Here is a 15,107-nt window from a genome sequence, read left to right as displayed (position 1 = left end):
GGATATAAGCATTGACTACAAAAAAACATCTCCTTGACCGTCATAGCCGACCGAGATGTTTTTTTCTATCTTTTTTTATTTATAGAATTTATACGGTTACCGATGATTATTCATAGCGCAGCGCATCGGCAATATTTAATTTGCTTGCCTTATTTGCCGGGTAATAACCAAACAGAACTCCGACCGCAGTACAGAACAAGGTTACGGCAATCATTATTTTGATATTGACTGCTAATACAATCCCCAAATGCTGAGTATTCAGCCAGGACACGGCAACTTGTGCCAATATCATACCAAGCACCCCGGCAATCAGCGTCAGCGCTATCGCTTCCACAAGAAACTGCATCAGAATATGCCAGCGGCGTGCTCCAAGCGCTTGGCGTATCCCGATTTCTTTGATTCGTTCATTGACCGATACGAGCATGATATTCATGATACCGATACCGCCGACGATTAAGGACAGACCGGCAATTCCCGCAAACACCATGGTAACCAAATCCATAATATTATTGGTTGCTTCCTGATTGTCACCAAAGCCCATATTGATATTGTATTGATCTTTCTGCATATAGTTGCTTAATACTTCAGTAACCTCCTGCTTCGCTTGATCACGATCCTTTGTCGCCTTTACTTTCAGAATATATTCTTCAGAAAAATAGCGATTCTCATCCGACACCTGATTCTGCTGTGTGGAATGCAGGATGTATGCAGGATATACATACTGTTCATCCCAAGGGCCGGTACCCTGATCACTGTTTCGCTGAAGGACCCCGATGATCTTATAAGAAATATTATTGATCATGAGCGTACGATTCACGGCAGCCTTCGGCGAACCGAATTTTTCAGCCGCAATCTGATCGCTGATGACCGCAAAGTAAGCCTGATTCTGTTCATCAAACTTTGTAAACAGCCGGCCAGCGATAACCTTAGTACTCAGCTTTTCCCTCACCCCGAAGAAGTCATAACCGACTGCGTTGACCTGACTGGCGCCTTCATCACCGTTTCCCTGTTGATACATGGCATTGGGGTCGTTAGAATCGATACCGCTTTCCAGTGCATCCTGCATCAATTTTTCTTGTGCTTCCTTCCAGGTGCGCGGGGATGATACCGTGACATTGGTGATGATCTTCGATGATCTGCTGAGCTTCTGCAGAGCTTCATATGGCGGTGTGGTTTTTTCCTGCAGCTGCCCCGAGGACTGATCATATTTATCATTAAACGTCAGCGTAATCGATGTTTTATCCATTTCCATGAATTCTTTTGATATTTTATCCTTGGTTCCATCCGATACCGCAAAGATCATCGTAACCGAGAAGATGCCGACAATAATTCCCAACATGGTCAAGAATGTACGAAGTTTATTGGATCGAAACACTTTTCCGACCATTTTTACCGTTTCTAAAAATATGGTCATGCCTGCACCCCCTGTTCATCCCCGATGATCCGTCCATCCGCGAGCGTAATACGACGCTTGGAAAGAGCGGCAATATCCATGTCATGAGTAACCATGATCACTGTTTTTCCTTGCTCATGTAGCCCCTTTAATATGGCAATAATCTGTTTCCCGGTCTGTTCATCCAATGCTCCCGTCGGTTCATCCGCAATTATGATTTCCGGATCATTAATCAACGCTCGGGCAATCGCTACCCGCTGCTTTTCCCCACCGCTCAATTCACTTGGACGATGATCCAGCCGATCTAGGATACCAACTTTTTCCGCTATTGTTTTTACCTTCATATCACGTTCATTCTTTTTTATTTGTGCATAAATCAGCGGCAGTTCAATATTTTCATAAGCGTTTAAATGATTCAGTAAATTGAAGTTCTGATATATGAAGCCAAAATGCTGATTGCGAAGCACTGCGAGCTGGGTACGGCTGCGACTTCTGACATCAATTCCTTTTAATATATATTCCCCCTCACTGATCGTGTCAATGCAAGTGATCAGATTCATCAGGGTAGACTTTCCGCTTCCGGATTTACCAATGATCGCTATATCCTCATTTTCATCGATCTGCAGATTGATATCCGAAAGCGCGGTTACTTTAACATCACGGCTTGGCTGGTAGACTTTACTGACATGCTTCAAGGTAATCATCAGTAATAATTTCCCATCAAAATCTGATCGTTTTCATTCAAGCCTTCCAGCACTTCTACATAATCATTGTCACTGACGCCGACTTTGATATAAGTTTTCATATCATCGGTGATGTTTCCGTCCTTATTAACTGCTTTTAAATGCTTCTTCTTTACCACATAGGCTTTATCACCATCAAACATAACAGCATTATAAGGTACACATAAAGCCTGCTGTTTGGATGCGGTAATGATTTTTACCGAAGCATTATAGCCAAAGCGAAGATCTTCACTGTACGGGACTGAAATTCGCACCGGAAAACTGCCATTTTCCGCGACCTTAGAAATATAGCTGACTTTACCGTCCAGTTCTTTATCAATGGCTGTAAATAAAACTTTTGCCGTTTGACCGATCTGCATTTTTGCTACATTGGACTCCGATACCTGGATCATAATACCGGTATCGGTTATATCGTATACCTCATAGGTCGAAGTGTTGGACTCTCCCTGCTTTTCAAAAAATAATCCGGAAATCGGTGTTTTTATATAACTGCTTTCATATCCGTTGCTTGTCAGAAAAACATTCTGATTTGCTTTTACCGCCTCGCCGTCATTCACATAACGCTGAGTAATCTTGGAGCCCTCATCAACCTTCAGCTGCGATGTATTAAACGATGTGAATAAGCCGCTTCCCCTTGTGTACGTTTCCAAATCGATCCGCTCTGCCGGGACCGCTGAATACATTTCATAGCTTGACTGTGTTGCTTTTTCTACTTTTCCTCCCACAAAATTGCTGATCATAAACACAGCCGCTGCCGCTACGGCAACACCTGCACCAATTTTTATGATCGTAGCTGTACGCTTTTTCATAAATTTCCTCCTCTATCTGTTTTCAGTATAGCGAAGCCAGGAAATGAATACCATTAAGGATTTCTAAAGAATTTCGTAATAAAAAAGGCATTGCCAAAGCTGTTTATCTATCTCAATTTGTTCGATGCAAGAAAAAGGATCAGCAAGCTCGTTAAGATCAGGGCTGCTTTTTCATAAATATGCAATATCCCTTTTTTCGGATAATCATCAAGATCCTTGTCTGCTGACTAGCTTGTGGATCTGCGCTTATAAGTTTATAAGATCGGATCGCGGAACAGCTATATCACGAAGCATGACTCAAGATATAATCTTGCATACAAAAAGACATACGCTCACGCATATGTCCTCTCTATTATTTAACAATGTCGGAAATACCCAGCTTATTAACGGTAACGATCATGCCTTTGGCAATTTCTACATCTACCGTATCTTCATGAACCGCTGTGATTTTGCCCTGAATACCGCCGCCGAATACACAGCGTTTACCAGGCTTGATCGAGTCCAGAAAAGTTACCATTTCCATTCTGCGCTTTTTCATCGTGCGGGCACTCATAAAGGTATATACCAGAATAAGCAGCCCTGCCATGATTGCGAAGACAATCGCACTTGTTCCGACTACCACCCAATTCATTGATTAAATTCCATCCTCGCAGGTCTGTTCTTCAACCGGCTGGAATACATAGTGTACTACCGCATCTTTACCTGTATTTACAGCCATTGCGGTTAATCCCTGCAGATCATCATTGAAGTTGCGGGCCATTGCCACTTCAACCAGCATAGCCAGGTTAGTACCGCCGATGACTTCAACATTCTGACGCTGTGTACTCAGAATAACCGAAGATTTAAATGGTGAACCGCCAACCAAGTCAGACAGTATCAGAATACCATCGCAATCACTTAAAGCGTCCAGCGCTTTGTTTAAATCACGTTCCAAATCTTCAACTGAATAATCAGATGTGAAATCTACTGCATAGTAGTTCTGCTGTTCACCAGCAATCAGATTCAATGAGCTTGTTAAGCCAGTGCCAAAATTTCCGTGTCCTGTTACGATAAGTCCGATCATATTATACGTCCCTCTTTCTTTCCTTCTTACCGTGTGTAAGGGTAAAGGATTACGCCTTTTACCACACGATTAACCTCGCCGCTTGGGCATGGGTTGTCCGGAGTTATATTATAAGATAATGACTTAAATAATGCAAGTACCTGAGCTGCCAGGATATAGTTGAAGCCAAGGAACATATTATCCGCGTCTGTATCATTTTCAAATGCAAAATAGTAATCCGCTAAAGCCTTAACTTCATCATCACTATGATTGCTTACGACAAGGATTTTATTTCCTTTACGCTGGCCGCTCATCTCTTTAAGAAGATCAATTTCATAACGGCGTGTATACGCATTATCACTCAGATACAGAACCGTAAGTGTTTCATCATTGATGATGGATTTCGGCCCATGACGGAAGCCCAGCGGTGTATCAAACATTGTAGCGACTTTACCGGCCGTCAGTTCCAGCATCTTCAAAGCGCTTTCCTGAGCCGTTCCCTTTAAGGTATTGGAGCCTAAATATACAATACGGCTGAAATCATAATCAGCGACAACCTGTTGGATCGTCTCATAAGAATTATTCAGGAATTGCTCGCTGGAACGGATGATCATTTCCACCTGCTTCACGGTTTCATCAAAGTTGTCCAATGAGAATGCCAACAGAGTAGCCAGCATCATATTCGAGTAGGAGCTGGTCATCGCAAAGCTCTGATCGTGCGTTTCCGGAGTCAGATTGATCGCAAATGCGTTATCACGAGTAGCCGCAGCCTTTGACAAGGCACCATCGGCATTGCAGGTTACAAATAAGTGATATACGTTTTCTTTGCATACCACATCTGCCGCTTCCACCGCACCGACTGATTCCGGAGAGTTGCCGGAACGGCCGAAGGAGATTAACAGGGTCGGCTTCGTCCGAGATAAATAATTTTCCGGAGTCGCAACAATATCTGTTGTACCATAGGACTTCGTTTTGAAATCTGTAACTTTATTAATATAGGAGTATAGTGCGTTGCCGACAAATTCACTGGTACCGGCACCGGTCAAAATAATGTCATAATCCTCTTTTGAAGTGACATTTGCTATGAATGCTTTTAATTCATCTTTCATAGAAGCAATCTGCTTGATGGTTTTCATCCAGGTATTCGGCTGCTGGTGAATTTCCGTTGCGGTAAAAATACTGTGTTCGTTTTCTAATGTTTGTTTGTCTTTTCCAAAGATCATAATGTCTCCCTTCTTGGATAATCTTATCCGCTCTTCATCTGCATTATAGAACAGCATATTTTAAAAAACAATAAATCAGTATAAGGATTGCTAATAAGTGCAAAAAGATTATTAATTTCTATTCCTTATTTTCTTTACGAGTAAGCGTTTTCCATATATAATAAGGGACAGAGGTGAGTGAAATGGCGCTAGACAAAAAATCACGGGAGGCTACTTTATCCGGTAGAAACATCTATAAAGACAACCTGAACCGTTACGTTTACTACAATTCCCGCAAACGCATCGGCTACGTAATAACCGATGATAAAATGGGAAAATACTCGACATTGAATTTCCGTTACTTTTTAGGATTTGTCGCCGCAGTTTTGCTGTATACGCTGGACTGGGGCTTGAATATCTTCCTATGCATAGGGGTGGGCATCGCAGTTATTCTGTTAATGGAATACACATTTCGTATGAAATTTCTGCCGTCCTGTATTCAAATCATGGACTTTGAACCGCAGCACAAATTCACAAGAATACAGATGATGAGCCAGGAATCAGTTGGCCGTCAATGGATGAAAGTAGCGTTATTTGTCGCTTTCGCCATTTTATTCGTACTAAATGCATACGACCAAAAATTTTCTCAGATCATGCTGATTGTCAGCTATGGTGTTTCGGCTGCCGGCTTAGTTATGGCAGGGGTACAGATCGCGTCGATCATGTACAAGCGCAGACATCCGGATTTTACTACGGATACCGGCCCGCGTAAAGGCAGAAAAGCCGAGAAGCTTGCGGAACAAAAGAAAAAGAAATAAAGCTAAACCCTGACTTGAAATCAGGGTTTTTTTATGATTCTTGTATATGAATTGTAATTGTCTGATTCTTGAAACTTTTTTCGAATTGATAAATATATGCATTGGTTTTAATCTCTAATTGGCCGTCTTTCACACAGGAAATCAGAAAAATTGATATATTTTCAATATCACGGTCTTCCGGTATTGTGTCACCAAGAACAAAATAAGCCATAATTATCGAAAGCGGAACACCTACTTCTGAATACTCGTAAGGATCTTGTTTGGAATTTCCGAGAATAACCTTATATAAGCTTTGATCGGAATGAAAGTAAAATATCGAAACAAACTTATCATTCATCGTATATGTCATCACATAGGAGTCATCCTCATTTTTCTTTAAAGATTGAAACTTCATATGTTGTGAGTCATTAGGAATTGTTTCATTAGCTGCCTCAACATTTTGATTTACTGTTGATATATCAGAATGAAAATCCTCTGGGTGTAAAGCTTTGGGCGGAGAAGAACACGAGGTCATCGTGATAACCATGAACAACAATAGCGAAAATTTTTTTAAGTTAATCATTGATACTCATTGGACCCGGAGAATGTACTTCCCATACCTCTCCTTCTCCTTGGGCAATAATATTACTGTGCAAATCTAAATAAGCTACAATTGGCTTATAATATGCAGGTGCAGAACCAAAATAAGGATATACCGATTGTAACAATAGCTTCATACTATCATCTCCTTTGATACTTTTATCGTACGTTTTTTTCCATTTAATGTCAATTACTGAAATTCGAATACATTTCCCATATAAAAATTCACAAAAATAAAAACGCATAACCCTTAGGTTATACGATTTACTAAAAATCATCATTATTATACATTGGCTTGTTCAATAGCTTAAATGCATCCGATGCCGTCTGTATATGCACATCGTATAATTTATTAAACAGCTCCTTTTGATGAAGCTTCGCCATCAAGAAAGGTATTTTGCGGGGTATTGCCAAGGGAAACAGTTTTTCCAGCTTTTCTGCCGCACTGACATTTACGGTTACAGCATCCTTGCGCCGAATGATAAATTTTAGGATGCGGCTTAACGCTGTACTGTCCATATACAGAATTTCTTTCACTTCCGCATCTGTGTCAGTCTCCCGATAAAACGCATAGCCGGTCAGCTCATCCTGCTCATTGCGGTACACGCAGATTCGGCAGTCACCGCCCATTGCCCGCTGGGTCAAATTTTCATAATATTTCAGATCACGGATCATATAACCGTCAAAATGCCGAGTAAATTGCTCATATAAGCTGAGTAACTCCTGGGATGTAAAGCTGCGGCTGACTCCATCATCTTCACATTTTAGAAAAACTTTAGCGGGGATACGATACTGTTTATGCCAGCACACGGTCTCAAAGCCGAACTTCTCATAAAGCTGCGGATGAAATGCTTTGATAACGGTAAAGAGATATTGATGACTGCTTTCATCCAGCATGCTATTCATGAGTTCACCCATATGGCCGCGCATGCGGTAATCCGGAATTGTCGTCATGCCAAGCAGATAATTGATACGCAGCCGTTTCTGCTTCATCGTCAAAACATGCGGCTGAGCGTGCAGGGTAGAAATAATTCGATCATCCTGCTCAATGATAACAGTTTTTCCTTGATCATAAACCCGATTGAAAAAATAATTCAGTTCGTTCAGATCCATATTGGTATAAACCTGCCGCCAGATATCATAGATAACCTGACGATCCGCATTTTTCGCGTTTCTGATCATTGTTTAATCCTCAGGATGCTCGGTAAATTCTACATCGATGACATCGCTGTCCACACTGCTTTTGTTTTGGTTTGTGTAGGTATAGCTGGATGACTGCTCTTCCTGATGATAATCCTGATAATACTGTTCATTCATTTTACGAATCTTATAGCTGCGGTAAATATTGAAAATAGCTGCTACGATAGCAAATATTATAAACAACCAGATCAGATAAGGAAGCATCGTGATAATCAGAAAAAATATCACACAGCTGATTATAATAGAGATAATAGCGTTCATGAATAAGACACTCCTTTCAACCTTCGATCCCGAATCTTTCGTATTGCTTACATTATACACGAAATTGACCAAATAGCTATAAAAAATGCGCCGGCGGCGCATTAAAATAGATCTCGTATCTCCACCTGCAGAGCCTGTGCCAGTTTTTCAATCGTCCGTAATGACACATTGCGCATGCCCCGTTCCAAATCTGATATATAGTTGCGGTGAAGCTGTGCAACTGCTCCCAGTTCTTCCTGGGTAAAATGAGCAAGCATCCGCAGCTCTCTGATCCGGTTTCCAAAACGCACTTCAATCGTATCCCATCGCTCACACATGTCAGACGCTCCTTTCAGGATACCTTCTTATCAACATGCTTTTTCGGCTTTTTATGGAATCTGTCCTTAAACAAGAGAATCCCTAAAACAATCCAGATTGCCAAAAAAAGTAACAGATAACGGTAGCCGCGTGATGGCTGATGTGCTTTGACAGTTTCTGGCTGCTTCTGTTTAGCACTGGTCTTCTGTGCGGCCGCCGCAGCTTCCATCCGTTTCTCATAGCGATATTCCGGATTTTTAACCGCAATATACCCTTCCTGATTTTTTAGAACTTCTTCCTGAAGCAGATTCCCATCCGCAAAGATATAGACTGGCAGCGGATCTTCTACCTGACTGCTGGAATCAATCTCTACGGTGATCGTTTTGGCTTCTTCCAAAGCTTTACATACGCGACCGGTACCTTTTTCATTCATCACTATATTAAAGAGCTGAACTTCCCTTATTTCATCCTTGATCTTTAGAAAGATTCCCTCAGCGGAACAGCTTTGAAATTCAGCTGGATAGCTGGTTTCGTGAAGCAAAGGAAAAAGCGCCAGCACTACTGTCAACAATACTTTCATGTCATCACCAATAGTAGTGTGCGCTTTTTACGGTACCCTTATTCGCGATACTGATTTGCGATTTCCCGCAATTTACCTAATCGATGCTTCATGCCCGATTTGGATATGGTTTCTCTGGTTTTTTCCTGATACAAATCACAAAGCTCATTCAAAGAGCTGTCAGGGTATGCTTTTCGCAGCTGTGCCACGACTTTGATCTTTGGCGGCAGGACTTCCAGCGAGCTGTAATTCTCAATCCAGTCGATATCCTCCAGCTGCTGCGAAGCCGCCTTCAGACTTTTCATCTCATTAGCCACCTCACAGTTATCCAAGCGCGTTAAAGCATTCATAAAATCCCGCTGAATCCGACTGTCCTCAAAAGTAAAAACTGCATCACTCGCACCGATACAGCGCAAGAAATCAGAAATTTTATCACTCGCCTTCACATAAACAACATGTTGAGCGCGGCGCTTGATCAGCTTAGCCGGCAGATCAAACTTCTTCATCTGCCGCTGAATATATTTTGCCAAGGCTTCCGTATTGGCGGTAATTTCCATGTGATAGTTTGCGGTCTGAGGGGAATTGATCGAACCGGACGCTAAAAATGCCCCCGCGAGATATGCTTTGGCATCCGCTTCCTTAGCCGTCAGCTGACTGCTGGGATGCGACTGCAGTCCCGCGTCAGTAAAGATTTCCAAATCCTTTAATATATCCGCTGCTTGATTCACAATACGAATGACATAGACATTGTTCTTTTTCAGCTTCATTTTTTTTATAACGGATAATTCACTGTCTACCTGATAACGCTCCTTCAGAAGCCTCCATACCCGTTTCGCCGTATTCGCATTTTCACTTTTTACCACAATATGCATGCCTCGATTCGTAAAGCTCAGGGTCGAACACATCTGAATCATCGCGGAAAGCTGTGCGCGCATCTGAGAATCCGTCAGCTCATTCTGAGCGATTTCCGCCTTTACCTCCGTTGTAAAAGACATCAGATGACCTCCTTATGGTTGATCAATTCTTCCATGATATCACGGATTTTATCGGAATCATGACGAATCAAGCCATTTTCAAACGTCAGCAGATCACGGCGGATCACCTGATAGTCATGCTGTTCCTGCTGAATCCAGACCGGCGTGGAACCCATCGCCGCATATTTTGCCAAGGTTTTTTCCTTCAGCTCATTATTATGCGTGACCACAATATCGATAATGCCCGGAAATGTATGATCGACCAGTGCTTGCACATGGTTTTCCAGGCTGTAATAATCGGTTTCCCCCGGCTGGCTCATGACATTGCAGAAGTAGATTTTTTTCGCAAAGCTATTTTTTAATGCTTCTTTGATATCGCCGATGATGAGATTGGGTAAAATACTGGTATACAAGGAACCGATGCCAAATACGATATAGTCTGCTTTTTTGATGGCGTCTACTGCCATTTGTGAAGCTTTGACCTCTTCCTCGTAAAAGACCCGCTTAATCTGATTCTTAAATTTCGGAATATTGCTTTCACCGCGAACGATCGTACCATCCTCCATCGTCGCAAACAGTGTTATCACCTGCTCGGTCGAAGGAATGATATCACCGCGGACATTCAATACCTTAGAAAATACCTGAATCGCATTCATAAAGTTTCCGGAGGATTGAGACAGCGCGGTTAGGATCAGATTGCCAAGGTTGTGCCCGCTGATATCACCATCGTTTTCATCCCCCTCGAATCGATAATTCATCAGCGAGGATAAAAGTGTTTCACTCTCGGCTAAGGCACACATAACACTGCGGATATCTCCCATGGCGGGGATATTATATTGACGGCGCAGCCGGCCGGTGCTTCCGCCGTCGTCGGCTACCGTGACGATTGCCGAAAGATTAATATTTTCAAGCTGTTTCATGCCGCGAAGAATGATCGACTGCCCGGTTCCCCCTCCGATTACAACAACATTTTTCATATACTATACCTTCTTATCGCGATGACCCTTGAAGCAGTGATACTGATCTTTGTAATGGTCATATAGCCAGTTGGTTACCGAGATGCTCCGATGATGACCTCCGGTGCAGCCGATTCCTACCGTTAAATGCGTTTTCCCTTCTTTTTTATACTGCTGAAAGGCATAGTCGAGAAAGGATTGAAGCTTCGCTAAAAAGATCTTGGTTTCCTCATGCTTCATAACATATTCATAAACCTCCGGATCATCACCGGTGAGATGTTTCAATTCTTCCACATAATAAGGATTGGGCAAAAACCGTACATCAAACAACAAATCCGCATCCAGCGGCACACCGTTTTTATAGCCGAACGATGTAAAGGAAATAGAAAAGACCGGTTTACTGGATAGCGGCAGCTTTGCTTCCAACACCCGCTTCAGCTCCTGGAGATTCATTTTGGTCGTATCAATATGCAGCACCGCGCGCTCATTCAGGGTATCAAATGTATCCCGCTCCATTTCGATTGCTTCCTCTAGCGTATTCGCTTTGGAGAACATCAGAAAGGGATGCAAACGGCGGGTAAATTTATAGCGCAGCAGCAATTTTTCATTCGATGCATCCAGGAAAACAACGCGGACATTCACGCCGATATTCTCAAAATAATTCAGAAATTTGGGGTAATCCAGCGCATTGGTCGCCAACGCAATGTTCGTATAACGCGGATCCGGCTGATCCTTGATGATTTCACCCAAATTCTTAATCAGCTGCACCGGAAACTGATCGATGCAGTGGTATCCCATATCTTCCAGGATACCCATCGCAGAGGTTTTTCCCGCTCCGGACATCCCGGTAATTAATAATACGTTCTGTTCACTCATTTTCCTCACCTCTTTTTCACTATAGTACCACAGCCTCGGGTGGTTCACAACTAAAAAACTGTCTTAAATAAGACAGTTAAATATGCTTGATCTGATGGAAGGCGTGCTGTGCTGCGATTGCTCCGTCATTGGCCGCGGTTACGACCTGACGCAGCTTTTTCACAATTACATCACCAGCGCCATAGATTCCTTTTACTTTGGTTTCACAATTATCGTCGGTTACGATATATCCGTGTTCATCCAATACGTCCAGACCCTCTAAAAAAGAGGTGGCCGGGTCAAGCCCGATATACGGGAAGATGCCGCTTACCGTTAGTTCGCTTGTTTCATCCGTATTGACGTTCTTGATTTCCAAAGATGTTACATGAGCCCCGTCATCATGTACAGCTACCGGAACGCTGCTGCGCACGATTTCAATTTTGTCATTGGCTTCCACCGATGCCTGAATGATCGCGTCGGCGCGGAATACATCGCGGCGGATCACAATATACACTTTGCTTGCGAATTGGGTCAGATACAGCGCTTCTTCCAGTGCGGAGTTACCGCCGCCAATCACCGCTACCGGCTTTGCTTTGAAAAAGGCTCCGTCACAGACCGCACAATATGATACACCGCGCCCGATGTTCGCTTCCTCACCGGGGATGTTCAGCATCCGCTCCTTCGTACCGGTCGCGACAATCACACTTTTTGCTTCATAGATAGTACCATCATCACATGTGATTTTTTTCCACTCACCGTCTTCGATCTTGGTTACCCTTCCGTATAAGTATTCTGCTCCGAAATTGGTAGAGTGCTCAAACATTTCATATGCCAGATCAGCTCCGCTTTCCTGCTTAACGCCCGGCCAATTTTGAATTTCTGCGGTCTTGATCAGCTTACCTCCCGGTGCCCCCTCTTCCAACATCGCGGTTTTTAACCCCGCCCGGCTGCCGTAGATTGCCGCACTCATACCGGCAGGTCCGGCCCCGATAATAATTAAATCGTAGCGTCGCTCCATTCGTGATCCTCCTTTACGATATCTATTAATTCTTTTAAATGATGAATCGTTCGACACGGCTTTTCCGCCAGCAGATTATCCGCATTTTCCTCATCGAATAATACTGCCACACTGTAGGCCGCCATGTTCTTCGCCGCCTGAATATCGGTGATGCTGTCACCTACATAAATGACATCATCATGAGAGCAGTACAGCTCTTTGCACGCTTCTAAGATACACTGGGGACTCGGCTTCGGATCGCAAATTTGATCGCAGCCGATAATTACATCGATGTATTCTGCCAAACCGCAGTGAGTGATCCCTCGAACCACGGTCTCTTTTATCTTATTAGAAGCAATCGCAATCGGATACTCCTGTTCTTTCAAATACTGTAAGGTTTCCTTAGCTCCGGGAAACGGCTTTACCAGTTCATCATGATGCGCCACATTGTATTCCCGGTAAGCCTGTATCAGTTCTTCACTCATGGACGGATCGAAATATTTCTCAAAGGAAGCTTTTAAAGTCGGTCCCAAAAATGATTTTAATTCTTTTAACGATAATTCATATCCCGGCTTGTACTTACTGAATACATGACGGAAGGAAGCAAATATCAAAGCTTCGGTATCCAGCAGTGTACCGTCTAAATCAAAAATGACCGCCGGCTTCTGTTTCTTAAACGGGTAGAAATTTTGAAACAGCTTATCCCAAACTCCGGCAATTCCGAGCAGTCCGATGATGATACCCAAAATAGAAACCAGCTGAGCAACTCTAATATTACCCATCATCAGTGAATCGGTACGGAAGCCTTCGACAAAAAACCGTACCAAACCATACCAGGCAAGATAGGCAAATGTCAGATCACCGCGTTTTCTGCGTCCGTATTTTCGGTAAACAAAATAAATCAGAATAAATCCGACAATATTTCCGATGCTCTCATACAGAAAGGTAGGATGATGATACTCACCCATGATAAACATCTGGTCTTTGATAAAGGCCGGAAAATGACTCATAAACTGAGCGCTTACCGCACCGCCGTACGCTTCCTGATTCATGAAGTTTCCCCAGCGTCCGATTGCTTGTGCAATCAGCAGATAGGGAAACACGACGTCCATGATGCGTAAGCCGTTGATACAGCGCTTCCGGAAGTAATACCAGCCCAAGAGCACCGCAGCGATGATACCGCCGTGAATTGCCAAGCCCCCCTCCCAGATATAAAATACCCGGATCGGATTATCGACATACTGCCGCCATTCAAAGATGACATACCAGATACGAGCGCCGATGATCGCAGTGGGAAGCATCATCAGGAAAAAATTTTCAAATATTTCATCCTCATAACCCATTTTGCGGAACTTTCTAAGACACAGATAATAGGTCAGAAAAGCAGCACTTAGAATAATTACCGCATACCAAGCAATATGCAGCGGTCCGATTGTCATAAAGGTTTTTGTATCAGGAAATAAACTCATAATTCGCGTTCCTCCTATTTCTCAGCGTTTTCCTTAATGTAAGAAAGAACGCGCTGTTCAAATTCCTTAGCACTGTCCATGCCCATTTCACTCAAAGTGAAATTGGTGACAGCCGATTCAATAATCGCAGCCATCGACCGTCCTTCCCGTACCGGGACAACGATCATCGGAATATCCACATCGAGAATGTGATCATACTTCTTCTCCTCGATACCTACTCGATCATAATTTGCATTGTCCCGCCACTTTTCAAGGCAGACCTCAAAGTCTACTTCCATTTCCGGAAGCACCGTACTGGCGCCAAACATTCGGGCGACATTGATAATGCCGATCCCGCGGATCTCCAGCATCCCGGCTAGAAGCTTCGGCGCTTTGCCGACAATGCGGTTGTGGATTCGATAACAGTCTACCCGATCATCGGCAACCAACTGATGGCCGTGCTTGATCAATTCCAATGCGATCTCACTTTTGCCCAGTCCGCTTTCACCGCGAATCAGCACCCCTTTTCCATAAATGCTCAATAGGCCGCCGTGAATACATTCCGTAGGAGCCAGCTGTTCATCCAGAAAAGTAACGACATCAATGGTAACCCGAAATGTCGGCCAGGACGAACGAAGCACCGGAAAGTTCTTTTCTTCCGCAATATGATACAGAATTCTCGGACATAAATGATTTTTCGATATTACAATGCCTGGTGTTGTTTCATCGGTTATAAAGTCAAAAGCGCGCCGCTGCGCCTCCTCACTCATTGTTTCGATATAAGCAATCTCTTTATCACCAAGGACAATCAGCCGCTTCAACTGCGAATAGTCATAAAATCCTGCGAGCTCCAGACCGGGACGGTTAGTATCCGCAATGGTAATCGGACGATTTAAACTCTCCTGATTGCCGGTGACCTGTTCAAACCGAAAGTTATCTTTCAGTCCGCGCATCGTGATTACTTTATCGTTCAT

The 15,107-nt window shown here is 43.3% G+C and carries 19 protein-coding genes; 1 reads left to right on the top strand and 18 read right to left on the bottom strand.

Annotated features, from left to right (window positions below):
* Positions 1-106 precede the first annotated feature (106 nt).
* The 6 genes from GSF08_RS02500 to GSF08_RS02475 form a co-directional block, all read right to left on the bottom strand.
* The gene (locus GSF08_RS02500; protein ID WP_160624297.1) at positions 107-1,414 is read right to left on the bottom strand and encodes an ABC transporter permease; all 1,308 of its coding nucleotides are present in this window, start codon (positions 1,412-1,414) and stop codon (positions 107-109) included.
* Positions 1,411-2,097 (bottom strand): ABC transporter ATP-binding protein, encoded by a 687-nt coding sequence (locus GSF08_RS02495; protein WP_160624296.1) that lies wholly within the window; start codon positions 2,095-2,097, stop codon positions 1,411-1,413. The genes GSF08_RS02500 and GSF08_RS02495 overlap by 4 nt, the downstream gene beginning before the upstream one ends.
* Entirely contained in the window at positions 2,097-2,945 is an 849-nt protein-coding gene (locus tag GSF08_RS02490) for an efflux RND transporter periplasmic adaptor subunit (protein WP_160624295.1), read from the bottom strand. Before GSF08_RS02490 ends, GSF08_RS02495 begins: the two co-directional genes overlap by 1 nt.
* A 352-nt stretch (positions 2,946-3,297) precedes the next feature.
* Complete coding sequence (gene yajC, locus GSF08_RS02485) at positions 3,298-3,576, bottom strand: preprotein translocase subunit YajC (protein ID WP_160624294.1); 279 nt, start codon at positions 3,574-3,576, stop codon at positions 3,298-3,300.
* Positions 3,577-3,579: 3 nt separating this feature from the next.
* Positions 3,580-4,008, bottom strand: a complete 429-nt coding sequence (gene agaF / locus GSF08_RS02480; RefSeq protein ID WP_160624293.1) for a PTS galactosamine/N-acetylgalactosamine transporter subunit IIA — start codon at positions 4,006-4,008, stop codon at positions 3,580-3,582.
* A 26-nt stretch (positions 4,009-4,034) separates the two neighbouring features.
* Entirely contained in the window at positions 4,035-5,210 is a 1,176-nt protein-coding gene (locus GSF08_RS02475; protein ID WP_160624292.1) for an SIS domain-containing protein, read from the bottom strand.
* Positions 5,211-5,392: 182 nt separating this feature from the next.
* Here GSF08_RS02475 and GSF08_RS02470 point away from each other — a divergent pair, with 182 nt between their 5' ends.
* The gene (locus tag GSF08_RS02470; protein ID WP_160624291.1) at positions 5,393-6,007 is read left to right on the top strand and encodes a hypothetical protein; all 615 of its coding nucleotides are present in this window, start codon (positions 5,393-5,395) and stop codon (positions 6,005-6,007) included.
* Between the two features lie 31 nt (positions 6,008-6,038).
* Here the strand turns inward: GSF08_RS02470 and GSF08_RS02465 are convergent, their stop codons facing one another.
* The 12 genes from GSF08_RS02465 to hprK form a co-directional block, all read right to left on the bottom strand.
* Complete coding sequence (locus tag GSF08_RS02465; protein ID WP_160624290.1) at positions 6,039-6,569, bottom strand: hypothetical protein; 531 nt, start codon at positions 6,567-6,569, stop codon at positions 6,039-6,041.
* The gene (locus GSF08_RS02460) at positions 6,562-6,723 is read right to left on the bottom strand and encodes a hypothetical protein (protein ID WP_160624289.1); all 162 of its coding nucleotides are present in this window, start codon (positions 6,721-6,723) and stop codon (positions 6,562-6,564) included. The genes GSF08_RS02465 and GSF08_RS02460 overlap by 8 nt, the downstream gene beginning before the upstream one ends.
* Before the next feature lie 130 nt (positions 6,724-6,853).
* On the bottom strand, positions 6,854-7,768 hold the full coding sequence (locus tag GSF08_RS02455) for a GNAT family N-acetyltransferase (protein WP_160624288.1): 915 nt from the start codon (positions 7,766-7,768) through the stop codon (positions 6,854-6,856).
* 3 nt (positions 7,769-7,771) lie between these two features.
* Positions 7,772-8,047 (bottom strand): hypothetical protein, encoded by a 276-nt coding sequence (locus GSF08_RS02450; protein WP_160624287.1) that lies wholly within the window; start codon positions 8,045-8,047, stop codon positions 7,772-7,774.
* 101 nt (positions 8,048-8,148) lie between these two features.
* A complete protein-coding gene (locus GSF08_RS02445; protein ID WP_160624286.1) occupies positions 8,149-8,364 on the bottom strand; it encodes a helix-turn-helix domain-containing protein in 216 nt (71 codons plus the stop codon).
* A gap of 14 nt (positions 8,365-8,378) precedes the next feature.
* A complete protein-coding gene (locus tag GSF08_RS02440; protein WP_160624285.1) occupies positions 8,379-8,924 on the bottom strand; it encodes a nuclease in 546 nt (181 codons plus the stop codon).
* A 38-nt stretch (positions 8,925-8,962) separates the two neighbouring features.
* Complete coding sequence (gene whiA, locus GSF08_RS02435; protein ID WP_160624284.1) at positions 8,963-9,898, bottom strand: DNA-binding protein WhiA; 936 nt, start codon at positions 9,896-9,898, stop codon at positions 8,963-8,965.
* Positions 9,898-10,854: a gluconeogenesis factor YvcK family protein gene (locus tag GSF08_RS02430; RefSeq protein WP_160624283.1), complete on the bottom strand. Its 957-nt coding sequence runs from the start codon at positions 10,852-10,854 to the stop codon at positions 9,898-9,900. Before GSF08_RS02430 ends, whiA begins: the two co-directional genes overlap by 1 nt.
* A 3-nt stretch (positions 10,855-10,857) precedes the next feature.
* Positions 10,858-11,709, bottom strand: a complete 852-nt coding sequence (gene rapZ / locus GSF08_RS02425; RefSeq protein ID WP_160624282.1) for an RNase adapter RapZ — start codon at positions 11,707-11,709, stop codon at positions 10,858-10,860.
* Positions 11,710-11,785: 76 nt separating this feature from the next.
* Positions 11,786-12,706 carry a thioredoxin-disulfide reductase gene (gene trxB, locus GSF08_RS02420; protein ID WP_160624281.1) on the bottom strand — a complete coding sequence of 307 codons (921 nt, stop codon included), beginning with the start codon at positions 12,704-12,706 and terminating at the stop codon, positions 11,786-11,788.
* Positions 12,685-14,154 carry a prolipoprotein diacylglyceryl transferase gene (gene lgt, locus GSF08_RS02415; protein ID WP_160624280.1) on the bottom strand — a complete coding sequence of 490 codons (1,470 nt, stop codon included), beginning with the start codon at positions 14,152-14,154 and terminating at the stop codon, positions 12,685-12,687. The genes trxB and lgt overlap by 22 nt, the downstream gene beginning before the upstream one ends.
* Before the next feature lie 14 nt (positions 14,155-14,168).
* Positions 14,169-15,107 carry an HPr(Ser) kinase/phosphatase gene (gene hprK / locus GSF08_RS02410; protein ID WP_160624279.1) on the bottom strand — a complete coding sequence of 313 codons (939 nt, stop codon included), beginning with the start codon at positions 15,105-15,107 and terminating at the stop codon, positions 14,169-14,171.

The organism is Copranaerobaculum intestinale (assembly GCF_009831105.1).
Classification (GTDB): Bacteria; Bacillota_I; Bacilli_A; order Erysipelotrichales; family Erysipelotrichaceae; genus Copranaerobaculum; species Copranaerobaculum intestinale.
This window is presented reverse-complemented; position numbering and strand designations above follow the sequence as displayed.